This window comes from Ruegeria sp. B11, assembly GCF_056539785.1.
Map to the genome: position 1 here is coordinate 130775 of NZ_JBQFVO010000002.1, position 23269 is coordinate 154043.

Genomic DNA, 23269 nt, shown 5'->3' on the forward strand with positions numbered 1-23269 from the left:
CCCTGGTTGCTACAGCACCCAGACATCCATCGGGGCTGTAACACCGCGAACAGGCTGGTCCGAGTGCTGTGCAAACCCGGTCATCATGTCTTGCGCATTTGGCGTCTCGCTAAGGGCCTGAGACCGCAATGCATCACTGACAATGATGCGCGCTTGAAAATCGCGCGTCAGGGCCTCTAGCTTCGCGGCAACATTCACCGCATCGCCGATCACTGCAAATTCCAGCCGGTTTGCACCGATATCCCCCAGTACGACCGAGCCATAATGAACCCCGACCCCGATACGAATCTCTGGCTCACCCGCGCGCTTGCGCTCCAAATTCCAACGATCGATCATCTCGACCATGGACCGCGCGCATGCCAGCGCATTGCTTGCATCCAGTTCTCCGGGTACGGGGGTTCCAAACGTGGCCATCAGCCCATCGCCCAAGTATTTGTCGAGTGTTCCGTGATGGCGAAACACCTCGGTCTCCATTCGGGCGTGGAAACCACGCAAAACTTCAATAACCTCATATGGATCACGGCCAGCCGAGAACTTGGTGAAGCCAACGATGTCGATAAATAGAACCGCGATATCCTCTTTGCGGACCTGCTTCAGAGGTTCGTCGTTCTGGCTCAGCTCATCCACCACATTCGGCGAAAAGTATCGAGACAGATTCGCGCGTTCACGTTCAAGCCCAGCATTGGACATCAGCAAGCGATTGAGGCGGCGCATCGACACCCCAAGCGTCACTGCGACCATGACAAAAACGATCACCTGCTGGATGCGTAGGGTTGGCATGAAACTGTTGGGATCCATGAACTCGGCCACATCCGGGTAGCCTGACAAAGCCTCGGCCACACGCTCGCTAATCCCAGGGATCGGGGTGGCGACCCACCAAGCGATCACCCATCCAGCCGTCCACATCATCGCCGTCCACGAACCAATCGCAATGACAGTGCGCCAGGAATAGGCAAGCGTCCCTGCTGCCAGGATAATGAAGAAATACTGAAAATTGTCGAACCGATACTGCATCGCCAGTGGTCGCACGTCGTCGCTGAACGGGTTGGGCACAATCATCCCCAGCGTCATGATCAGCAGATCGACGAAGATCAAAAGCAACTCGGTCCGGGATTGCCCCACACGACCCGCGCGTTGGATCAGCCAACCATTGGCGCAGATCAGAAGCAGGATGAAATGGTACCATAAGACCTCCCACTGGGGATTCAGATAGATCAGCAAAAGCCCGGTCAACGCCATCGCGATCCAACGTGCACGAACGGCCAGTTCAAGCCCCTCTCGCTTGTGTCGTTCCAGTGCTGCCTCGGTATATTTGTTGTCCAGATCGAAGTTGTCGGGTTGCGTAACAAAGAACCGGCTAAGGCGGGATTGACTGGCGGTGGTCTCGGTCATTGCCTTTATCTCCCAAAAGGGCTGTCAGGGGCTGCCCTATGCAATCATCTCACAGGCAAAAACAAAAGACCCCGCCGGTAACGGCGGGGCAAGGCGTAGTGCCTTGTGTCAGGCCACAGGCACCGGCGGTATTCAGTTATGCAATTCGGCCCTGATCTGCTGACGCAACACGTCGATGGGCACGGTTTTGCCATCGCGTTTGAAGCACCAATAGGTCCAGCCATTACAAGACGGAGCATTTTCCAGATGCGCGCCAACCTGATGGATCGAACCTTTGACGTTCTGCCCTACCAGAGTCCCGTCGGCGCGGACCTTGGCTTTATGGCGTTGGTTCATCGAATACAGTTCCTCACCAGGGCGCAGCATGCCGCGTTCGACCAATTGGCCAAAGGGCACGCGCGGCTCAGCACGCTTGCTGGCGCTGACTTCCAACGCTTCGCGGTCAAACTTACGGACCTTTGAGATACGCTTTTCAGCCACCTTGCGATAACTTTCTTCGCGCTCAATCCCAATGAACTCACGCCCCAGCATTTTCGCTACAGCACCTGTGGTGCCCGTGCCAAAGAACGGATCCAGCACCACGTCACCGGGATTGGTCGAGCCAATCAGGACACGATGCAGCAGTGATTCCGGTTTCTGTGTCGGATGCGCTTTGTCGCCGTTTTCGTCCTTGAGCCGTTCATGCCCGGTGCAGATCGGCAGTACCCAATCGCTGCGCATCTGCACACCTTCGTTCAGTGCCTTCAACGCTTCATAGTTGAAAGTGTACTTGGCCCCCTCACGCTTGGACGCCCAGATCATTGTCTCATGTGCGTTGGTAAATCGCTTGCCACGGAAGTTTGGCATCGGGTTGGACTTGCGCCACACAACGTCGTTCAGGATCCAATAGCCCGCATCCTGCAGGGCGGAACCCACGCGGAAAATGTTGTGATAAGACCCAATCACCCAGATCGCACCATTGGGCTTTAGCAGACGATGCGCAGCCTTCAACCATTCCCGCGTGAACTGGTCATAAGCCCCAAAGCTGCTGAACTGATCCCAGTGATCATCGACCGCATCGACCTGAGAATTATCGGGCCGGTGCAATTGACCTTTCAACTGTAAATTATACGGGGGGTCCGCAAAAATCAGGTCAACCGACGCCTCGGGCAGACTGTTCATCGCCTCGATGCAGTCACCGGATAGAATCGTGTTTAAAGGGAGCGCGGCTGCGCCCTTTGTTTTGATTGTGGTCATATCACTGCCTCAGTTCCACGGCGCTTTTGCGCTCATTTGGTTGAGACAAGGATGAGTCAAAGATGATTCGCCGTCAATTTCTTTTTTGAATCAGCGACTTACGATTTACTCTTGATACAAGATATTGTGGACCGGTTTGAACGAACGTCTATGGTGTGGGGTCACGCCAAGATTTTGCAACGCCTCGCGGTGCTGTTTTGTCGGATATCCGGCATTCGCCTCCCACCCATAGCCGGGATGCTGTTGCGCCAAATCCACCATCAGCTGATCACGCCAGATTTTTGCAATGATCGACGCTGCCGAAATCGACACCGACCGTGCGTCGCCCTTCACCACCGCCTGCGAAGGCAATTTCATACCGCGCGGGATCATGTTGCCATCAATCAGCAAGAAATCCGGAGCCGGGTCCAGCGCAGCTACCGCGCGTACCATCGCCAGATGCGAGGCGCGCAGGATGTTGTGCTGATCGATCTCTGCAACCGTGGCTTCGGCCACCGCGACCTCTGCCCGGTCGCGCAATATCTCATCCAAACCGCCGCGACGCTTGGCCGTCAGTTTTTTTGAATCGTTCAACCCAGCGGGAATGTCATCCGGGTTCAAAATAACCGCTGCGGCTACAACCGGGCCGGCCAGCGGACCGCGCCCAACCTCATCCACCCCGGCAATTCGGACATATCCGCGTGCCAGCAAAGCCCGTTCGAGTTCATAATCAGGTGTCGTCATACCCTTGGCAAATCGCGTTTCGTAGCGCTTCGCAAGTAAAAAGAGAGGGCAGCTTGCGCCACCCTCTCCCGCGCGGCGCTTCTATGGCGCCACTCCTGCTCGAAACCTGTTACTGGTAAACGACACGGTATCCTTTCTGGCGCAGGCAGGCGGGTTCGTATGCCCGTTTTACCTTTTTACCATTCCAGAAACCAACCTTGCATTGGTGTGGCAGGCTATCGGCATGTTTATAGTACTTCTTCAGGCAATTTGGCCCAAGCAGCGGACGCTTGTTCGAATAGGCATTGAACGTGCGCAGGCAACGCTGCGGTAGGTCATACCGCGCCACCCGCTTTGGCAACGGGCGTACAGCATGTTTTTTCTTGGCCTTCTTCGCCTTGGCTTCAGCCTGCTTGTGACGCTTGCGGCGCTCTGCCTCTTCGTCGCGCTTTTTCTCCTGATGATAGTGGTTGACCGCAGCACCTATGAGCGCGATCGCAGCCAATCCGCCGAGAATATCTCGGGTATCTGCCGCCCGTGCCTGCGACGCTGAGATCCCCGTAATGGCGACGGCGGTTGCTATGATCAGAGCGATAAATTTCCGGTGCATGATGCGTGTCCTTTCGGATAATGGGCAGGCCGGTTACCGACCGCGAATTTGATAACCTGACACTGCGACCACCCCGTTCAGACAAGCAATAACGGCATACTGTTATTCAATATCAGCACCACAAACCCCCTGAGGTTATTGAATATCCACCCAACCCATGCGCAGGATGCAGCCCATGAAACAGATCCTCTCTTCTCTGGCTCTGACGGCCCTGATATCGGTTGGGTCGCAAGCCATCGCGGCAGATTGCTATGCCGACTACAAGGCCAAGCAGGACAATCCCTTACGCCTGCACTATGGCGTCATGCAGGTCTCAAGCTGCGATAAAGGCTCGGCCCGCAAAGAAGTCGCCAAGCGGCTGAAATCAAACGGCTGGACCCTGCTGAACGTGATGACCGTTTTCGAGGCGGGTGGATTGGATCAAAGGAAGGCCAATGCCGGAAAATACTATCTCCGTTACTGAGGCGCGTCGTTCGGGGGTTCGGCTGGTTGGTCTGGGGATTGCGGCAATCGTCGCGATCCTGGTGACTGCAGCGGTTTTCCTGTTCTGGACGCTACCGGACGCAAATGCCTTCAACGCGCGGGTTGAACGGCTGTTTGTCGAGGCTGACCTGACCTCGCAATCGGAAATCCGTCTGCTCGAGATTCTGGCGCAATCGGGCACCGCCTTTGCCGATACGCTATCCAGCTATCGAATGGTCATCTTCGTGCTGCTGGTCTTTGCCAGCGCCATGCTGATCACCGCGCTTGTTTTTCTGGTCATGCTGGTTCTGCTGAACCGCCGCATGGCCCAGATTGAACGGACGGGGATCCAGGTAACATCCCTGCTGATCAGCCGTGAAGAGAATACCGTTTATCTCAACAACATGGATTTTAAGTTGACCCCCGCCGCGATGGAAACGCTTTCGGTTCTGGCTGAATCCCGGCTGGATGACGAGGTCCTGTCGGGTGCCCAGATCGAAGCGATGATCTCGGGCAGAAACGCTGCAGATTGCGATGAGGCCGCCGGGGCAACCCGGATCAAACGCCTGCGCGACGCCTTGGGAAATCAGATGGTCAGTGAGCTGCTGGTGAAGAACATCGCCAAGAAGGGCTATATGCTGTCGATTGAGAAAGACGTTATTCAAATGGTCTGAGGATGCCATTGCGGTAAAATCTACGTGCGCATCTTGGAATTCTCGCCCTCAAGACCCATGATATAAGGGCTTGGCCAAGGGAGGTTGCAGATGAACGTCCATGCCACACCGAATGTCAAAGGCTATGGGATATCAGTTGAGCCGCTGCAGGGACGGATCGCGATCTACCGTGGTGAAATACTGCTGGCCGAAAGCCACAACGCCAAAGTGATGTACGAAACGCGGCTACCTCCCGCGATCTATGTTCCGCGCGAAGACCTGTGCGTCGAACTCAGCCCTGAGACCGAATTGCAGACGTTCTGCCCCTTCAAGGGTACCGCAACCTATCACGACATTAGCCTGCCGGAAGAGCGCCTTACGAACTCGATTTGGGCTTATGAAGACGCCTTCCCTGAAAGCGCGGCCATTCAGGGCCATATTGGATTCATGCCGGATACCGCGACGCGGATCGACCTCGGCGACAACCAACTGCGTCAACCCGACGATGGCAATATCAGCGGCCCCCTGATCGATTGGCTGATGCGCGGTGCGTCCGAAATTAACACTCCTGATGCCTTTACAAAAACGCTGGCCGAGAAAATGCTGGAACATGGCATCGCCATTCAACGCCTAAGCATTCTGGTCTGGTCGCTGCATCCGCTGATCGCAGGCAAACACTATATCTGGGAGAAAGACTCGGCTGAGATTTCGACCCACACTCCGACCTATGAAATTCATGATCACCCTGCCTTTACCAATAGCCCTCTGCGTCACGTTTCAAACGGGTTGGGTGGTGTCCGCCAGCGCCTGAACAACGACAATCCGCATAACAGCTTTCCGATCATCGAAGACCTGCGCGCAAAAGGGGCCACCGATTACGTTGCCATGCCACTGCCTTTCTCGGATGGGCGAACGAATGTCCTGACCCTGACTTGCGATCATCCCGATGGGTTCACGACTGAGAATCTGGGTCTGGTTTTTGAATGCTCTACCGTCATCGCGCGGTTCTACGAGGTCTTCATGCAGCGCGAAAACGCGCAGGTTCTGCTGGAAACCTATGTAGGCAAGCGCAGCGGTGCGCGCGTTCTGGGGGGCGAGATTCGCCGCGGTGATGGCGATGACATAGATGCGGCGATCATGTTTTGCGATCTTCGAAATTCAACCGCATTGGAAGAAAAACTGGGGCGTGATGACTATATCGAGCTACTGAATGCGTTTTTTGAGACAGTTTCAGGGATCGTGCACGACCATGACGGAGAAGTTCTGAAATTCATCGGCGACGCTGTTCTTGCCGTCTTCCCGGCGGGTGACGATGCCGCCAAAGCCCGATCCAGCGCGCAGCTTTCGGCAACTGAGATCGTCGAAAAACTGGGTGAATTGCGCAGTGACGGAAGTGATCATGATTTCGACTGCACGATTGGTGTCGCCTATGGCCGCGTCACCTATGGCAATGTGGGCTCGCGCGAACGGTTGGACTTTACCGTGATCGGTCAGGCCGCCAATGTCGCTGCCAGATTGGGCGAATATGGCAAAACCGTCGGACATAGAATTGTTGTCTCGCAAGATATCGAACCTGTTTGCAAACAGGCGATCCCTTTAGGGGCGATCAAGCTGCACAACGTCTCGCAACCGATCAAATCATTTGCCCTGCAAACCTCAGCCGATGCCTGATTTGACAGTTTACTTCGCAAGAGTTGAACCTCAAAATGTGCCACCCACTATCTCGGATCGGGCAACCTAGGGCCTTGCGCGAGATACCGTACACACCGTGTCTGGTTGACATCAATGGTTCAAAAACCACCGCCCAGCAGGATCAGAGCCGTCTGCGCAGGTGAGATCGTCTGTTGGATTTGATTGATCTGATTGCGGGCCAGATACGTGTCGGTCAGCTTTTCGATTGCCTCACTTTCAGTGAACTGCGCCAGATCGGATGAACCCGTAACGCGCTGCAACCGATCCTTGAACACCTCAAGCTGCTTGTCGATATCCAGTTGCGCAAATGCTGATGGCAGGCCCAATGCAGTTTCCATCATACTGCGCAAGGGGGGCAGCCCCATCAGATCAAACCACCGTCTGTCCTCACTGCCACCCTGGCCAGCCAGATCGCGCAATGCATGCTGGGTGTACAACGCGATACGCATCGATTCATCTGCTTCACCAACCGAGATTTCAAATCGCGCAATCAAGTTGTCGTCGGCGATCTTTTCCATGGCGTCCACCAATCCGGTCTTGCGCACATCGCCGGGACCAAGTCCAAAGGCATTGGCAAAATCACGGTACCTGCCGTCGGCCAGCCTGTTCGCAAGCGCATCGTCAGCCTGCGTTCCATCGGACAAGATTTTTTGGACAAAATACCGATTGTCGAGATCACCTTCCAAGCCAAACGCACCCAAAGCCACCTGCAACAACCGTCGGTCCGAAACCAGATCCTCGGCCGTTTGGACCTTGCCGATATTGTCTAGAAAATACCTTGCGTCCCGTTCATTGATCCCCGAGGCAGAATAGCTTTGAAGCTGCGCATCATAGGTACGCTGCAAAAAGCGCCAGCCAACCAGACCACCTGAAGGTATGACCGGCTGGAAGGTCACTGCTGATACGCCATCAGACGTTCTTCGCGCGGCAACAGTGAACGCAAGGCCTTTAAACACTTATAGTATTGCTCTGCCACCAATGCTTCAGTTGCGTTGGCCAGGACCCGGCGACTGTCGGCATCCGTGAAAACCTGGCTCAGCTCTTCCACGCGCCGCAGAAGTTGCTGGCGCGCCTGCTCAGGTTCGGTATCGCCTGACAGAACCAACTGCGCGGCATAGCAGACACGGCGTACCGGCGTGTTGACCTCTTCCGGGTGAATGGCATCGCGCAGGCGCAGGACATTTGCCTGAGGTGTCATGATCGAAAACCGACTGCGTCGATCCCCGTTTTCGATTACAACACCATTGATCAGAACCCGTTCCTTTGGGGCAAGTTTCAGGACCAGACCCCCCATCAGTTGCCCCTCATATGACGTAGCCCGCGCAACACGGCCATGTTGATCTCAAGCAGCGGCTCAACGGTCGCCTTGTTCGCCAGCACCTGGCTGCTGTGTTGTTCGGTAAACTCAGCCAAATAGAAAATCCGCGCACGCAGATTGCTCGGCAGCCCGTTATCCGCATCCGCCACATCGGTTGCCAGCACAGTCCACAGGCGGCGATTTTCGTGCAAGGCTTGAACGAACCCTCGGAAATCAGCCGTTTTCCGCGTGGAAGCAGCCTTCAACCGATGTGTAATCCTGGAAATCGCCTCATACTCTGTATCCCGAGGTGTTCGCGTCGGTGCGGCAGATTGCGCATAAGCGCGTTGGGCGAGCGTTTGGGGTGTCACTTGAAATCCTTCCAATTGTCCGTCAGCGGGCAGTTAAGCCCGGGGCACGGCGCGCGCGCCCCGGAGAAGTTTCATGTTTAACGGAACAGTGACAGGATGGACTGTGGCGCCTGGTTCGCGATCGATAGCGATTGTGTCGCCAGCTGTTGCTGGACCTGCAGCGCTTGCAGTCTGGCCGAGGTTTCTTCCATGTCAGCGTCAACCAACGAGCCGATACCGGATTTAAACGAGTCAGACAGGTTCGAGATGAACTCTTTCTGGGTCTCGATCCGACCCTGCGCCGAACCAAAAGCCGCCGAGGCATCAATCGCAGTATCGATGAGGCCTTCGATCGCGCCAAGCGCTGCGGATGCGCCGGCAGAAGTCGACACATCAATCGAGGCCAGAGCGCCTAGACCGCCAGAGTTGGCGTTGGCATATTGACCGCTGATCTGCAGCGAATCTGAACCTTCGTTGGTGATATCGAGCTGTGCAGCGTTCGTGCCCGGATCATAGACGACCGACACATTGGCATCCGAAGCTTCGATGGCAGCTTTCAGCCCCGCAGCGATGATCTCTTCGGGCGCGTTGCCTGCGGCGATATCCTCAGCCCGGACTGTATAAGACGCGACATCGTCGCCCAGTCGGACCGTGAAAGTATCACCAGCGGACAATGTGCCCGGATCAGCGATCACGATGCTTCCATCATCATCGCTTCCGCCGTTTCCATCCAACGAAAATCCGAATGCGTCGGCCGTATCCGCAGTGACCCCGTCAGTTCCAGTGAACACGTCGGCAGCAGTGTAACCACCTGTCGACAGGTTTTGCGCCGATACACTAATGGAAGACGCTGTCACGTTGCCTGCATTGTCTCGATCCAAAGAGGACAGAATGCTTGCGCCAGCCCCACCGTTCACCAGATTGAGGCCATTGAACTGGGCAGCGCCGACAACCGATTCGATCTGATCCCTAAGCGCGGCCACATCGGTGTTGATCTTAGCACGATCAACGTTGTCTTCCTGCGCCGCAACGATCTTGCCTTTCATCTGGTTCAGCAGATCCGTCACAGTTTCTGAGGCGTTTCGAGCAACTGCGACAGTGGATTCACCCAAGGCCAGGCTGTCCTTGATCGCATTGAAGCCGTTGACGTCTGATTCCATCACCTTTGAGATGGCCCAGACAGCCGAGTTATCCTTGGCTGTAGCCACATCCTTGCCGGTCGAGATCGCGTTTTGCGTCTGTGCGAGGTTCTTGTTGACCGATTTGAGAGTTTGCAGCGCAACCATTGCGCCATTGTTCGTCAGAATGCTTGACATATTTGTCATCCTCTTAGCGTTCGGGCGCGTTTGACGCCCATGTTGGACCCACCAAACCGGCAGGCATTCTGTCGTTCTGACCTGTGCGTCGTGCCTTGTGGCCTTCGCGCCACCCGTTGTTTCAGGTGCATCGCCACATTTGACCCTGATCTCCTAACGGAGTGCTAAGACGGGCAAATCCGAAATTTCGGATTTGAATCAAACCTTATGCTATGCCCGTTTTTCCAGCTTTGCCTGCGATCGCAAAACAAACCCGTTGCGCTGACCCGAGGCGTCATACGTGCTGAACTCCTGCTGAACCCGGTTCAGTTCCGACATTCGGTCCGCTACGGCCCGAATACCCTCGGCCGCGCTGTTCAAAAGGGCTTGGTTGCGCACGACCTTCTTCTGAACCCGGATCAGATCATCGCTGTCCAACACCTGCAGATCATTTATTGCACCGATCAGGTTCTCTTTTTCAGGCACCAATCGATCCAGATCGGTCAAATCGCCCTGAATCAGGGCCGTGCGCTCAAGATCCAAAAGGTCTTCCAGTGCGTGAACCGGGTCTTTATCCATCCGACTTCTCCATCATTGCATTGAACAAAACTTCAGAAAGGCCGATTCCTCCCGCCTTGGCCATTTGCTGCGCCTGCTGTTGCACCAGAAATGAGGAAAACTGATCTTCACCCGCGCCACCGCCAAAGGAACTTCGCGCTTGGCCGAGGCCTGCAGACTTGAGCATTTCAGCCAGAAATGCGGCCTCCAGCTCAACCGAGGCGGCTTTCAGCTTCTGTGGAATCTGGGCGGAATACGCCGTCGTACCGGTCGCTGTAATCGTCATCGGATTCTCCAAAAATTGCTTCGAACTTTCTCGATCAAAGAGGAAAGCGGTTAAAATAAACGTAACTTCCTTTGGGCACAGTGCGGGCCAGACCAACGAAAGCCCGGAGCAAAAAATGCCCAACCCGCTGACGATCATGACGGCTGCACCTGCCACGGGCGACAAACCCGGGGCATCTCAGGGTAAGGAGCGGGATGTCAATGGCGGGTTTGCCTTTGAGGATGTGCTGAATGAGGATGCCGATCAGATCGAGTTGAAGGATGTTGATCTGGTGACGGCTGAATCCAGCCTGCCAGCTGAGCAATCAGATATCGCATCTGTTGCCGTGTCTGAATCAGCTGAGGCGATCAAAGCCAAGGAATCAGAGCCCGCCGAGCCACAGATGGTAGCGCAGGAGGTTGCCATTGCGCCCAACCGCCAAGCGGATTTCACGGTCGGTGATACAGACTTTGTCACTCCGCCCAGCCCGATACAGCAAATTTCGCAGTTGGTCGCTGGCAATTCGGCCCTGAGACAAAAGGCAGGCTCGACCGAAGCGGCTGCCCCAAGGCCTGACGCAAACGTGCTTCGAGCGCCAACCCAAGTTCCGATCCCTGATGTTAGCGGAAATGGATATCTATACCAAATGCCGGCCCCACGCGCGCTAGATGCATCCCTTGTGGGGGATACGGTTTCGAAACTTGAACAGCCAAGCTCCGAACCAGAGACGCGTCTCGTTGCCCGAGCAGTCGAGCCTGCAGCCGAGCAAATGGCGCGGCAAACGGTTATGTCCGCCGCCTTGAAACCGCAGATAGCGGCCCAGGGCCTCGGGTGGGCACCGGGCGATGCTATCGCTGATACCGCGATCAGCGCGGAATTTGATGACCCGTCCGTGGTCAAAGATATAGCGGCAAGCCACACGATGCGCGACACGACGCAAACGATGCCCGTCGCCATGGCCCGCGCGGAAACCGCGCGCGCGATTGCGGGGCAACTGGCCGCTTCGATTTCGGCCCGCCCAAGCACCGGCGGCGTTGAAATTGCCCTGAACCCCGAAGAGCTTGGCCGCGTCTCAATCACGCTCAACGGTCGAGAGGACGGGTTTCATCTTACGATCGCGGCTGAACGGCCCGAAACACTGGACCTGATGCGCCGCCACATTGCGATCCTGACTGCCGAGTTCGAAAAGCTGGGATATGGGGATCTGTCGCTTGATCTGAACATGTCCGGGGACACGTCCCAGCATAGTGACCCGTCAGAGTCTGATCCCTCCTCAGAAACCGGCGAAATGACTCGCGACTCTGACCATGAGGCACCTACTCTCCCGACCGGCCCTGACAGGGGCCTTGATATGAGGCTTTAACCGATGATTTCAGCGACCAATTCAGTGACCAATTCAGTGACCGTAACGGGTGCAAATCCCGGCGCAAACAACAATTCGGAACGTTCGGCACTGACTTCGGATTTCGAGACCTTTCTGCTCATGCTGACCGTGCAGGCGCGCAATCAGGATCCGCTTGAGCCACTGGATTCCTCCGAATATGCCTCTCAGCTGGCGCAGTTTTCGATGGTTGAACAACAGGTCAAAGCCAATGAGCTTCTGTCTGATCTGGCGCTGACACTAGGTGCTGTCAATCTGAACCAGCTTACCGGCTGGGTTGGGATGAATGTCAAAACCGACGCACCGTTTCGCTTTGAAGATCAGCCTGTTCCGATCTTTGCGCAGGCCGAAGCAACCGCAGATCGGGCCGAATTGGTCATTCGCAACGACCAAGGCACCGTTGTCGACCGCGTCCCTGTGCCTCTCGATAAGGCCGAATTCGAGTGGGCCGGGGTCAGCAGTGCCGGTGATCCCTTTCCCGCTGGCAGTTACTCAGCCACATTGGAGAGCTTCAAACGAGGTGAGTTACTAACCAGCACGCCCGCATCTGCCTTCGGTCGGGTGGTAGAGGCACAGGTCAGCGAAGGTGGCATCATCCTGAAACTGGAGAGCGGTGCAGAGGTGTCCGCCGAAATGGTCACGCAAATCCGCACGGGCGCTTGATCTGGAAGGCAAGGCGGGCCAAAGCTTGGCGCATCGCGACTCGCCCCCTAACCCGGTATCTGTCCTGTCTGATCATCACCAACCTCCCCCGGGTCTCGTTGCCCAGCTCAGCACCCAAGGTTTGATCCGCCACGACGTGACCTTCGAGGTGTTGTACGGTGGGCGGACCAATCATGTCTGGAAGGTTTTGTCCGGCAATAGTGATGCCGTGCTTAAGCTATACAGTGCGCGGTTTCAGAACCCCTTGTTTCGCAACGATGCCCGGCTTGAGTCAGAATGTCTGCGCACGCTCAACAGCTTTGGCTTCGTGCCCAATTTACGTGCCACGGGTTCCTTTGGAGACGACAGCTGGGTCTACTATGACCACGCACCGGGCGTCCCTTGGCAGGACGATGTTTCGGGCGTGGCCCATCTGCTTGGAAGGTTGCACCAAATTCCGGTCAATCTGGACCTCCCTAACGGTTGCAATGGCAGCGAAGATCTGGAACAGCACGCGTGTCAAATTCTGGCTGATTGCCACGCGGAAGAGCGGCGATCGTTGCTTGCAAAAAAACCTCAGGCCCAAGTACCGCCATTATCCGCGCGGTGCTTGATCCATGGCGATCCGGTCGCGGGAAACATCTTGCAATCGAAAAATGGGCTGACGCTGATCGATTGGCAATGCCCGGCCTTCGGTGACCCATGTGAAGACTTGGCGATATTCCTTTCACCTGCGATGCAGCAACTCTATCGTGGCGCACCCTTATCCGAGGCCGAAGAGACGCTGTTTCTTAAGGCCTACGACCAACCCGATATCACCGAACGCTATCTGTCATTGAGGCCTTGGTTTGCCTGGCGCATGGCCGCTTATTGTCTTTGGCGGGCCGAAAACGGTGCGGCTGATTATGCCATTGGGTATGAGTTGGAAGTTGAGGCCTTATAGGTCCGCCAGACCCAGATACGCATAGGCTGGCGGCATGACAGCGCGACGCCAACGGCCAAAGGGAAACCGCCCCGGCGCACCCGCAATAGGGGACGGAATGTCTGCGGATTGCCCCAGCACCAGTCGCGCCAAAGCACGACCGCTATATGTTCCCATCGCCACGCCATTGCCGTGGTAAGCAAACCCTGCATACATCCCCGGATGCTCAGGAACCGGGCCCACAAAGGGCACAAGGTTCCGGGCAAGGCAAACCATGCCGGACCACTTATGTGTGACATCGACCGTGTCCCAGGCGGGGAACATCCGCCTGAAATCCCCGAAGGCCTTTTGCCGAATGCGCGCCTCAGCCCCAGGGGATGAAAGCAGCCCCCCTCGTGTCCCAAACAGAAATCGTCGATTGGGCATCAATCGGAAATAGTGCAGCAAATTACGCGTGTCATAGGCCATCTGATCCGACGTCCAGCCTTGCGCCTGCAGCTCGACATCAGTCAGAGGCCGCGTCACAAGAACCGTTGACTGTGCAGGCATATAACGCGCGGCCAACCAGGGCGGCAGATCCTCGCTTGAGTAGCCATTTGTGCACACCAGAACGTTCGAAGCACGAACGTGACCCGCAGGCGAGGTCAGCACGAATCCCGAGGCGGCCTGTTTGATCTGCGTGATCGGGCTGTTCTGGAACAGAGTTGCGCCCTTTGCCTGGGCGGCGCCAGCCAAACCGAACAGATACTTTCGGGGGTTCAGGGCAAAGCCAATTGGCGTTGTATAGCCGCCGAAAAACGCCCCACCCAGCCCGAGGCCCTGCAGATCGTCAATCTCATGTAATTGTCCGGCCGGATCGGCCGACCGGCTCAATCGTTCCATCGCGCGCCGTGAATGGGCCAGTTGAGTTTCACCCTTGGAATGCGTTTCGGCGTCGATTTGGTTATCACGCAGAAGGTCAGCAACCAGTGAAACGGCGTCTTCTTCCGCTTGGTAATAGGTCTGCGTTGCCACCTGACCATAGCGACGGGTCAGGCCAGCCTTGCTGAGCTTTGACCCGCCTAGACAACAAAAGCCCCCGTTTCGACCGGACGCCCCCCAGCCCGGTGTTTCCGCCTCGAACACAGCGACCGAAACCCCTGCCTCGGACAGATGCAATGCGGCGGACAAGCCGGTAAACCCGCCCCCGATGACGGCGACATCAACGCTGATATCGTCTTTGAGCTTTGGCCAAGCAGGGGTCGCGATCGTCTCATCCCACCAACACCCCGCGCGTGGCGCGGGGCCGTAGGCATAATCAGGAAATATACGCCTCATTCAGCGCTTGCCGCGGCCAACTCATCCTGTTTCTGCCTAACCATCGCCCGCTTGGTCACCAGGGACGCGGTAATAACGCCCACCGTGACAACCGCGATCATTAATGTTGACAGCGCATTGATCTCGGGACTGACGCCCAAACGCACAGCCGAGAAAATCTTGATCGGCAAGGTGGTGGCAGAAGGCCCAGATGTAAACGAAGCAATCACTAGGTCATCCAGCGACAGGGTGAAAGCCAGCAGCCATCCCGAAATCACTGCCGGAGCAATGATTGGCAAGGTCACCAAGCGAAACGCCTGCGCAGGAGAACAGCCCAGATCCAGTGCGGCCTCTTCCAGCGATCGATCAAAGGTCACAAGGCGCGAGGACACGACGACCGAGACAAAACACATCGAAAACGTCGTGTGCGCCAGAACGATGGTCAAGATCCCCCGGTCCAATCCGATGCCAATGAACAATAACAGCAGCGACAGACCCGTGATCACTTCGGGCATCACGAGCGGGGCATAGATCATCCCGGAAAACAGTGTTCGCCCAAAGAACCGCCCACCGCGTACCAGAACATAGGCCGCTGCGGTGCCCAGAATCGTGGCCAGCGTTGATGAGAATACGGCAACGCGCAGCGTGACCCAGGCTGCATCAAGAAAGGCTTCGTTCTGCATCAACTCGCCGTACCATTTGGTCGAGAACCCGGCCCAAACGGTGACAAGCTTGCTTTCGTTGAAGCTGAAGATGATCAGGATGATCATCGGGATATACAGAAAGGCAAGTCCCAGCGTCAGTGAGACAGTGTTGAACCAGCTCAGCCTGTTCATTGTTCTGCCTCCGTCTGCTTTTGCTGGTTGCGCTGGAACAGCACAATCGGGATCACGAGGATGAGCAACAGAACCACGGCCACCGCGCTGGCGACGGGCCAATCGCGGTTCGAGAAGAACTCTTCCCACAGCACCTTACCGATCATCAAGGTCCCCGATCCGCCCAGTAGCGAGGGGATTACGAATTCCCCAATCACCGGAATCATCACGAGGAAGCAGCCCGCGATAATACCGGGGCGCGACAAGGGGATTGTGATCAACCAGAATGCCTGCAGACGCGAACACCCAAGGTCTTCAGCGGCTTCGATCAGCGACCCGTCCATCCGTTCAAGCGACGAATAAATCGGCAGGATCATAAAAGGTAGGTAGGTATAAACGATACCGATATAAACTGCGGTATTCGTGTTCAGAATGGTCAGCGGGGTCGAGATGATGCCCGTCCACAGCAACAATTGGTTCAGATAGCCTTCGTTGCTGAGGATACCCATCCATGCGTAGACCCGGATCAGGAACGAAGTCCAGAACGGCAGGATGACCAGCATCATGAATGTAGGTCGCCACTCTTCAGGTGCGCGCGCCATCGCATATGCGATCGGATACCCGACAATCAGCGTCAACACCGTTGAGATCAGCGCGATCTTTACGCTGGACAGATAGGCCTTCCAATAAAGATCATCTTCAGTCAGCCAGACAAAGTTTTCCAGATCAAGCTGGCTGAAGAAATCCCTGATACCCGCCCAACCTGCGGACAGGTCCAGCGTCGGAGTGTAGGGCGGAATGGCAAGTGCGGTGTCTGAAAGCGATATCTTTAGGACGATAAAGAACGGCACCAAGAACAGTGCCAGCAACCAGACATACGGGACAGCGATAAGAACAGCGCGGCGCATCAGTTTTCCAGCAGAACTGCGGCAGTCGCTGTCCAGGACAGCCAAACCGGGTCTTCCCAGGTGAACGAGCGGCGCGAGATGCGGCGGGTATTCGCTGTTTGCGCCTTGATGATCGTGCCGTTTGGCAGTTCGACATGATAGGTCGACAAGTTGCCCAGATAGGCGATGTCATGCACCTTGCCTTGAATGGCGTTGATTGCATCGACCGGGCGCTCGGCAGAGATCGCGACCTTTTCAGGCCGGATCGCCAGATGACAGCTCTGACCATTGGACAGTTGGGTCGCAGAAGACGCCGCTAACGGGGGCTGCCCTTCTGCCCACTCGATCTGATAGCTTTCGTCGCCTGCTGCAGTAGCTCGTCCCTCAATGATATTCACATCCCCAATGAAATCAGCAACATAAACCGAGTTTGGCGTCTCATAGATTCGATCTGGGGTTGCCACTTGCATCAGTTTGCCCTGATCCATCACGGCCACTCGGCTGGCAACGGTCATCGCCTCTTCCTGATCGTGCGTCACGATGACAAAGGTCGTGCCGGTTTTTTCCTGAATGTCCATCAACTCGAACTGAGTATCCTGACGGAGTTTCTTATCCAAAGCGCCCAAAGGTTCGTCGAGCAATAGCAGTTTTGGTGCTTTGGCCAATGACCGAGCCAGCGCAACGCGTTGGCGTTGACCACCCGAGATCTGGTGCGGCTTGCGGCGTGCGAACTGTTCCAGCCGAGTTAGGCGCAGCATCTCATCGACCCGCTCTTCCAGATCGCGTTTGGGCATGTTGTCCCGGCGCAGGCCAAAGGCGATGTTGTCCCAGATGCTGAGATGAGGAAACAGCGCATACGACTGAAACATCATGTTTACCGCCCGTTTGTTGGGCGGGATCGGGTCGATATCCTGTCCACCCAGAAGGATGTGACCATCGGTAGGGGTTTCGAATCCGGCCAGCATCCGCATCATCGTGGTCTTGCCGCAGCCCGACGGGCCGAGCAGCGCAAAGAACTCACGCTCGTAGATATCCAGTGAAAGATTGTCGATTGCGGTGAATGCGCCAAAACGCTTGGTGACGTTCTGGAACTGGATCAAGGGTTTCGCCTGCGGGTCATCCCACGGCGCAAAGACTTCAGAATTCAAGGCGGCCCCCGTTTATCGGTCAGGATAAAAATGGCGCAAGGCAGTGGGCCCGCCTTGCGCTATGATCAGATCAGGTGCCTGATTTCACTTTGGTCCAGAGACGTGTCACCACCCGCTGGGTCTTTGCCGGATAAGGTGTGGTGATGTAGAGGTTCTGCATGGTCGCATCATCCGGATAGATCGCCGGATCACCGATCACGTCCTCTTCAAGAAACTCCTGCGAGGCCTTGTTGCCGTTGGCGTAGTACACATAGTTCGACGCCGCAGCCATGTTGTTGGCATCCAGGATAAAGTTCAGGAACTGGTGCGCGCCTTCGGGGTTTGGTGCGTCGACCGGAATAGCCATCTGGTCAAACCACATCAGCGAGCCTTCCGCAAAGGGATGGTATTCAATTTCCACGCCGTTATCCGCTTCCGCCGCACGGTCGCGTGCCTGCAAGATGTCGCCCGACCAGCCGACAGCAACGCAGATATCACCATTGGCGAGCGCATTGATGTATTCCGAACTATGGAATTTCTGAACATACGGGCGCACACTGGTCAGAATCTCTTCGGTTTTCCCAATTACGTCTGTGTCGTGGCTGTCAGGGTCTTCGCCGATATACTGCAGCACCATCGGAATGATCTCAGACGGTGCGTCGAGGAAATGCACCCCACACGAGGCCAGCTTTTCCATGTTCTCGGGCTTGAGCACCAGATCCATGCTGTTAAGTGCAACATCGTCGCCCAGCACTTCTTTGACCTTGCCGACATTCAACCCGATACCTGTCGTGCCCCACATGTAGTTGATTGAGTAGGCGTTGTTGGGGTCATACCCTGCGGTTCGTTCCTGGATCACATCCCATAGGTTGCCTGCATTCGACAGCTTGGCGGCATCCAGTTCCTGGAACGCGCCGGCCTGGATCTGGCGTTGTAGGAACGTGCCTGAAGGCACAACCACATCATAGCCTGACCCACCGGCCAGCATTTTTGTTTCCAGAACCTCGTTGCTGTCGAACACATCGTAGATCAGGGTTAGCCCTGTTTCTTCTTCGAATTTGCTCAGCAGATCTTCGTCGATGTAGTCGGACCAGTTATAGACGCGCACTTCTTCAGCAAACGCGGCCGAAGTCCCCAATGCGACGATCGCTGTCATCCCCAGCGTTTTCAGTTTCATATTTTTCTCCCTGCAACTGTGCGGCCATTTTGACCTTTTTTTGGATTTGATCAAGTTTTGCGTTTCACGACGGTTTCACCTATGGTCGGAATAGGTGAAGATTCTGGCAAGACAGAAACACTTGGATTGGGGCAAACCTTTTGGATTTGATCAAAAATAAAGCAGATACACCTCCGGTAGATGAAGAAAAACGCCCAGCGCACGAACAGGTCTATCGAACACTGAAATCCCAGATTCTGTTTGGCGATCTCGTGCCCGGGCAGCCCGTCACGATCCAGGGCCTGACTGATTCGCTTGGTGTCGGCATGACTCCGGTGCGCGAGGCAATACGCCGTCTGATTTCCGACGGCGCGCTCATTTTTCAGGGCAATCGTCGCGTGAGCGTCCCGCTGCTTTCAGCCAACGACATCGAGCAGATGATTTTTGCAAGAATTTCAATAGAAACAGAGCTTTCCAGGCGATCCACAAAGAACATATCTATAACCGAGATCGACTATCTTGAGCAGCTGGATCAACGATTGGACAATATGATCGCGGATGGGGACGTAGGGGGTTACCTGCGTTTGAACCACGCCTTTCACCAATCTTTGTATTCCCATGCGGACGCTCCGATACTTGTTGATCTAGCCGAACGGCTATGGCTGCGATTCGGCCCTTCGTTGCGCATCGTTTGCGGTCGCTTCGGCACTCAAAGCCTGCCCGACAGACACAAAGACATTATTGCCGCGCTACGTGAGCGAGATGCAGAAAAGGCCGCGTTAGCAACAGCGCAGGACATTGAGCAGGGTATGGGAATGATGGGCGATGCTTTGCCAAGCACCTAGAAACCAGCGATTCGATTGACAGCATAAAATTTGATCATATTCTATCTGGCAACGACGCTTGCTGGAGAATCCGAGATGTCCACCATCACCAATCACATGCCCACTGCCGAATTGCAGGCGCTGGACGCAGCACACCATTTGCATCCTTTTTCGACCAATGAGGCGCTGGCAGACGAAGGTGTCAGGGTCATCACCCGTGCCAAGGGCGTTTATCTGACCGATAGCGAAGGTCATGAAATTCTGGATGGTATGGCCGGATTGTGGTGCGTAAATATCGGATATGGCCGCAACGAACTGGCCGATGCAGCCGCACGTCAAATGCGCGAGCTGCCGTATTATAATACTTTCTTCAAGACGACCCATACGCCCGCCATTGCGCTGGCTGCAAAGCTGGCTGAGCTTGCGCCAGGTGATCTGAACCATGTCTTCTTTGCCGGAAGCGGGTCCGAGGCCAACGACACCAACATCCGTCTTGTGCGCACCTATTGGGCCGAAAAAGGTCAGCCCGACAAGAACATCATCATCAGTCGCAAGAATGCCTATCACGGTTCCTCTGTTGGATCGGCGTCGTTGGGTGGCATGGCAGGAATGCATGCGCAGGGCGGCATTCCAATCCCGAATGTCCACCATATCAACCAGCCAAATTGGTGGGCGGAAGGCGGCGATATGAGCCCGGAGGAATTCGGCCTTGCCCGCGCGCGCGAGCTGGAAGAAGCCATTCAGGAACTGGGCGAAGATCGCGTCGCTGCCTTTATCGCCGAACCTGTGCAGGGCGCAGGCGGCGTGATAATCGCACCCGACACATATTGGCCTGAAATTCAGCGCATCTGCGACAAGTACGATATACTGCTGATCGCGGATGAGGTGATCTGCGGGTTTGGCCGAACCGGCAACTGGTTTGGCTCGCAAACCGTCGGGATCAAACCGCATATCATGACAATCGCCAAGGGCCTTAGCTCAGGCTATGCACCTATTGGCGGATCGATCGTCTGCGACGAAGTCGCCCGTGTCATCAGCGCCACCGAGTTCAACCATGGCTACACCTATTCCGGCCACCCTGTTGCCGCATCAGTTGCGCTCGAAAATCTGCGCATCCTCGAAGAAGAAAACGTCGTCGATCATGTGCGCAACGTGGCCGCGCCCTATATGAAAAAGAAATGGGACGCATTGGTCGAGCATCCGCTGGTCGGAGAGGCAAAGATCGCAGGCTTGATGGGGTCCATCGCATTGACGCCTGAAAAGGCAAGCCGAGCCAAGTTCGCATCAGATCCCGGCACGATCGGATATATCTGCCGCGAACATTGCTTCAAAAACAATCTGATCATGCGTCATGTGGACGACCGCTTGGTCATCTCTCCGCCGCTGGTCATTACCCCGGCCGAAATCGACGAGATGTTCGTGCGCATTCAAAAATCGTTGGATGATGCGTTGGTTGAAATCAACGAAAAAGGTCTGATGAAGCCTGCGTCCTGATTACTAGATCATGGGCGACCCAATTGGGTCGCCCATGATTATCAGCGCATCCTTTCCAGCAGGCCGAGCGACGGGTATCCATCCGGGATCAACCCCTGAGCAACCTGAAACGCGCGCACCGCGTTAATCGTATTTGGCCCGGTGCGCCCATCGATCCCTTGTGTATCGAAGCCCGCCTGAGTCAGCCGACGCTGTAGTTCTTTCTTTTCAGTAAAGCTCAATACGCGATCGCCACGCGGCCAATCGGCCTCAAACGGAGAGCCTCCTGCAAGCCGGTCGGACAGATGCCCGATGCCGATCACATAGGCATCGGCGCCGTTGTAGGCCTCGATCACTTTGAAATTATTGAAGATCATCAGGGCGACACCCCGACCACCCGCCGGTAACAAGATTGCTGCTTGCCCGTGATCGGGCACTGCCTTGCCCGAGTAAGCAAGAACCCCACGGGCCGCCCATTCCGACGGCATCAGAGTGAAATCTCGCCGCGCGTTGGCGTAGTCAAAGTCGGATGGTAGTTGCACTTCGACCCCCCAAGGTTGGCCTTTGGTCCATCCATGTTTTGCCAAATAAGAAGCGGCTGATGCTAAGGCATCAGTTGGATTATCCGACCAGATCTCGCGACGCCCATCTCCATCGAAATCAACCGCGTAATCAAGAAACGAGGTCGGCATGAACTGTGTATGCCCCATCGCCCCAGCCCAACTGCCAACCATATTCTCAGGGTCGACATCCCCTGCCTGCAGTATCTGCAACGCGGCGATCAGCTGTTCCTCAAAAAAGCTTGCTCGTCGAGCATCAAAGGCCAAAGTCGCCAGTGACCGAATGGTTTGCTTGCTTCCTCGGTAGGTGCCGAACGAAGTCTCAAGACCCCAGATCGCGGTCACGACCTCTTTTTCGACGCCGTACCGGGCTTCGATCCGGGTCAAAGTCTCTCGGTGCTTGTCTAGTCCAACGCGACCGTTGGAAATCCGCGTTTTTGAAACCGCTCCGTCCAGATATTCCCAGATCGGTTTGGAAAACTCCGCCTGATTGCGATCGCGTTTGATGATGTCACTGTCATAGGTCACCCCAGCCAACGCCCGATCCAGCGTATTGACCGAGATGCCCTGCTCTTGCGCCCGCTTGCGAAATGCCCCCAGCCAAGCCTGAAATCGGGCATTCCCGTCTGCCGATACACGTTGCACCTCGACCTTAGGCCGCAGCACGGGCCGTACCGAGACCGTCACATCCGCCGAGGCCAGTTGCACATTGTCGACCAAAGGTCGGGCCAGAGGCCGTATCGAATTGTCTGTTGTATCCGCCTGCACGATGGATGCCCATAATGCGGCGGTCATAACGCCACCTACACACTTACGCATTCCGTTTTATCCTGATTACTGCTCAGAGCCGATGATAGCGCACAATCGGGATTTCTCAAAACGCAGAACGTCAGGTTTCCTGATCCTGTTCCTCACGTTCCGCGCGAATACGCGCAATGGCATCACGCAACAGCGATACGCGATTGGGTCGGAAGCTATCCTCGGTCACATCCATGCCCTGCATACGATCCAGCCGAAACACTCGGAAATCCTGTCGCAGGTGGCACCAACTCAGCAATACGCTGGCACGGTCCATATAGACGATGCTCAGCGGATTGACCCGACGACGGGTGTCTGCGCCTTTGGCATCGGTATAGGCGAACTCGATCACGCGTTCGTCCCACGCGGCTTGGCGCAGTTCGGCGACATCGATGGTTGGCACGGCCGGCCTGTCAAATCGCGTGGCGGTCAAAACGGCGTGGCTCAATCGGTGCGACTGGCGCTGCGGCAACCGGCCCTGCAGCTTGCGTAGGGCCGCGCTTGCGGCATCCGACAGCGCCGGGTCACCAATCAGCTGCACCTCGCGCAAACCCAGAACCAACGCTTCAAGCTCATCATTGGTAAAACCCAGCGGCGGTAGGGTCGCATCCTCGATTAGGGTGAACCCGAACCCGGCCTCTCCGTCGATTATCGCCCCGAGGCCACGCAATGCATCGATATCCCGGTGCACTGTGCGCGGCGAAACGCCTAAATCCTGCGCCAATTGAACCGACGTCCTGGGCGAGGGGCCAGATCGTAGGGCCTGCATCAACTGAAAAAGACGAGCGGTGCGGGACATAGTATATTCTACTCTAAGCCTAATGTCAGAATATGTCATCAGTCCGGCGTATCCATCAGGCGTCCCAACTATGGAGC

At 56.0% G+C, this 23269-nt stretch carries 25 protein-coding genes; 8 read left to right on the forward strand and 17 right to left on the reverse strand.

The window, feature by feature from the left end:
- Positions 1–9: 9 nt before the first annotated feature.
- The 4 genes from ACR0I1_RS08370 to ACR0I1_RS08385 all read right to left on the reverse strand — a co-directional run bounded on the left by ACR0I1_RS08370 (position 10) and on the right by ACR0I1_RS08385 (position 3940).
- Positions 10–1392, reverse strand: a complete 1383-nt coding sequence (locus ACR0I1_RS08370; RefSeq protein WP_170398937.1) for an adenylate/guanylate cyclase domain-containing protein — start codon at positions 1390–1392, stop codon at positions 10–12.
- A gap of 132 nt (positions 1393–1524) precedes the next feature.
- A complete protein-coding gene (locus ACR0I1_RS08375; protein ID WP_170398940.1) occupies positions 1525–2628 on the reverse strand; it encodes a site-specific DNA-methyltransferase in 1104 nt (367 codons plus the stop codon).
- 105 nt (positions 2629–2733) lie between these two features.
- Positions 2734–3351 (reverse strand): ribonuclease HII, encoded by a 618-nt coding sequence (locus ACR0I1_RS08380; RefSeq protein ID WP_170465546.1) that lies wholly within the window; start codon positions 3349–3351, stop codon positions 2734–2736.
- Positions 3352–3460: 109 nt separating this feature from the next.
- Positions 3461–3940: a hypothetical protein gene (locus ACR0I1_RS08385; protein ID WP_170425883.1), complete on the reverse strand. Its 480-nt coding sequence runs from the start codon at positions 3938–3940 to the stop codon at positions 3461–3463.
- A gap of 175 nt (positions 3941–4115) precedes the next feature.
- Between ACR0I1_RS08385 and ACR0I1_RS08390 the strand changes: the two genes are divergently transcribed.
- The 3 genes from ACR0I1_RS08390 to ACR0I1_RS08400 all read left to right on the forward strand — a co-directional run bounded on the left by ACR0I1_RS08390 (position 4116) and on the right by ACR0I1_RS08400 (position 6726).
- Complete coding sequence (locus ACR0I1_RS08390; RefSeq protein ID WP_170398948.1) at positions 4116–4403, forward strand: hypothetical protein; 288 nt, start codon at positions 4116–4118, stop codon at positions 4401–4403.
- Complete coding sequence (locus ACR0I1_RS08395; RefSeq protein WP_170398951.1) at positions 4375–5076, forward strand: winged helix-turn-helix domain-containing protein; 702 nt, start codon at positions 4375–4377, stop codon at positions 5074–5076. The genes ACR0I1_RS08390 and ACR0I1_RS08395 overlap by 29 nt, the downstream gene beginning before the upstream one ends.
- Before the next feature lie 90 nt (positions 5077–5166).
- Complete coding sequence (locus tag ACR0I1_RS08400; protein ID WP_480705880.1) at positions 5167–6726, forward strand: DUF427 domain-containing protein; 1560 nt, start codon at positions 5167–5169, stop codon at positions 6724–6726.
- Between the two features lie 119 nt (positions 6727–6845).
- Here ACR0I1_RS08400 and ACR0I1_RS08405 read toward each other — a convergent pair whose 3' ends face one another.
- The 6 genes from ACR0I1_RS08405 to ACR0I1_RS08430 form a co-directional block, all read right to left on the reverse strand.
- Positions 6846–7643 (reverse strand): DUF1217 domain-containing protein, encoded by a 798-nt coding sequence (locus ACR0I1_RS08405; RefSeq protein ID WP_480705882.1) that lies wholly within the window; start codon positions 7641–7643, stop codon positions 6846–6848.
- A complete protein-coding gene (flbT, locus tag ACR0I1_RS08410) occupies positions 7640–8041 on the reverse strand; it encodes a flagellar biosynthesis repressor FlbT (RefSeq protein ID WP_170398959.1) in 402 nt (133 codons plus the stop codon). The genes ACR0I1_RS08405 and flbT overlap by 4 nt, the downstream gene beginning before the upstream one ends.
- Complete coding sequence (flaF, locus tag ACR0I1_RS08415; protein WP_480705884.1) at positions 8041–8415, reverse strand: flagellar biosynthesis regulator FlaF; 375 nt, start codon at positions 8413–8415, stop codon at positions 8041–8043. Before flaF ends, flbT begins: the two co-directional genes overlap by 1 nt.
- A gap of 77 nt (positions 8416–8492) precedes the next feature.
- Positions 8493–9710: a flagellin N-terminal helical domain-containing protein gene (locus tag ACR0I1_RS08420; RefSeq protein WP_170406757.1), complete on the reverse strand. Its 1218-nt coding sequence runs from the start codon at positions 9708–9710 to the stop codon at positions 8493–8495.
- Positions 9711–9920: 210 nt separating this feature from the next.
- A complete protein-coding gene (locus ACR0I1_RS08425) occupies positions 9921–10268 on the reverse strand; it encodes a flagellar biosynthesis protein FlgN (protein WP_480705886.1) in 348 nt (115 codons plus the stop codon).
- The gene (locus ACR0I1_RS08430; RefSeq protein WP_170732842.1) at positions 10261–10533 is read right to left on the reverse strand and encodes a rod-binding protein; all 273 of its coding nucleotides are present in this window, start codon (positions 10531–10533) and stop codon (positions 10261–10263) included. The genes ACR0I1_RS08425 and ACR0I1_RS08430 overlap by 8 nt, the downstream gene beginning before the upstream one ends.
- Before the next feature lie 115 nt (positions 10534–10648).
- On the opposite strand from ACR0I1_RS08430, the gene ACR0I1_RS08435 reads away from it, so the two are divergent.
- Genes ACR0I1_RS08435 through ACR0I1_RS08445 form a run of 3 tightly spaced genes read left to right on the forward strand, consistent with a single transcriptional unit; the run spans position 10649 to position 13478 of the window.
- Positions 10649–11875, forward strand: coding sequence for a flagellar hook-length control protein FliK (locus ACR0I1_RS08435; RefSeq protein WP_480705888.1), 1227 nt, complete (start codon positions 10649–10651; stop codon positions 11873–11875).
- Positions 11876–11878: 3 nt separating this feature from the next.
- On the forward strand, positions 11879–12556 hold the full coding sequence (locus ACR0I1_RS08440) for a flagellar hook capping FlgD N-terminal domain-containing protein (protein WP_480705890.1): 678 nt from the start codon (positions 11879–11881) through the stop codon (positions 12554–12556).
- Positions 12507–13478, forward strand: coding sequence for a phosphotransferase family protein (locus ACR0I1_RS08445; RefSeq protein ID WP_480438899.1), 972 nt, complete (start codon positions 12507–12509; stop codon positions 13476–13478). The genes ACR0I1_RS08440 and ACR0I1_RS08445 overlap by 50 nt, the downstream gene beginning before the upstream one ends.
- Here ACR0I1_RS08445 and ACR0I1_RS08450 read toward each other — a convergent pair.
- From ACR0I1_RS08450 to ACR0I1_RS08470, 5 genes are all read right to left on the reverse strand, one after another.
- A complete protein-coding gene (locus ACR0I1_RS08450; RefSeq protein WP_480705892.1) occupies positions 13473–14774 on the reverse strand; it encodes an NAD(P)/FAD-dependent oxidoreductase in 1302 nt (433 codons plus the stop codon). The genes ACR0I1_RS08445 and ACR0I1_RS08450 overlap by 6 nt on opposite strands.
- On the reverse strand, positions 14771–15589 hold the full coding sequence (locus ACR0I1_RS08455) for an ABC transporter permease (protein WP_480705894.1): 819 nt from the start codon (positions 15587–15589) through the stop codon (positions 14771–14773). Before ACR0I1_RS08455 ends, ACR0I1_RS08450 begins: the two co-directional genes overlap by 4 nt.
- Positions 15586–16476, reverse strand: coding sequence for an ABC transporter permease subunit (locus tag ACR0I1_RS08460; RefSeq protein ID WP_170508943.1), 891 nt, complete (start codon positions 16474–16476; stop codon positions 15586–15588). Before ACR0I1_RS08460 ends, ACR0I1_RS08455 begins: the two co-directional genes overlap by 4 nt.
- On the reverse strand, positions 16476–17603 hold the full coding sequence (locus ACR0I1_RS08465) for an ABC transporter ATP-binding protein (protein WP_170425908.1): 1128 nt from the start codon (positions 17601–17603) through the stop codon (positions 16476–16478). The genes ACR0I1_RS08460 and ACR0I1_RS08465 overlap by 1 nt, the downstream gene beginning before the upstream one ends.
- A 70-nt stretch (positions 17604–17673) precedes the next feature.
- Positions 17674–18759 (reverse strand): polyamine ABC transporter substrate-binding protein, encoded by a 1086-nt coding sequence (locus ACR0I1_RS08470; protein ID WP_170398992.1) that lies wholly within the window; start codon positions 18757–18759, stop codon positions 17674–17676.
- 140 nt (positions 18760–18899) lie between these two features.
- On the opposite strand from ACR0I1_RS08470, the gene ACR0I1_RS08475 reads away from it, so the two are divergent.
- A complete protein-coding gene (locus ACR0I1_RS08475; protein ID WP_170406782.1) occupies positions 18900–19583 on the forward strand; it encodes a GntR family transcriptional regulator in 684 nt (227 codons plus the stop codon).
- Between the two features lie 75 nt (positions 19584–19658).
- Entirely contained in the window at positions 19659–21056 is a 1398-nt protein-coding gene (locus tag ACR0I1_RS08480; RefSeq protein ID WP_480705896.1) for an aspartate aminotransferase family protein, read from the forward strand.
- 41 nt (positions 21057–21097) lie between these two features.
- Here the strand turns inward: ACR0I1_RS08480 and ACR0I1_RS08485 are convergent, their stop codons facing one another.
- Complete coding sequence (locus ACR0I1_RS08485; protein WP_480705898.1) at positions 21098–22414, reverse strand: lytic murein transglycosylase; 1317 nt, start codon at positions 22412–22414, stop codon at positions 21098–21100.
- Positions 22415–22484: 70 nt separating this feature from the next.
- A complete protein-coding gene (locus tag ACR0I1_RS08490) occupies positions 22485–23192 on the reverse strand; it encodes a helix-turn-helix transcriptional regulator (RefSeq protein WP_170425977.1) in 708 nt (235 codons plus the stop codon).
- Positions 23193–23269: the final 77 nt, after the last annotated feature.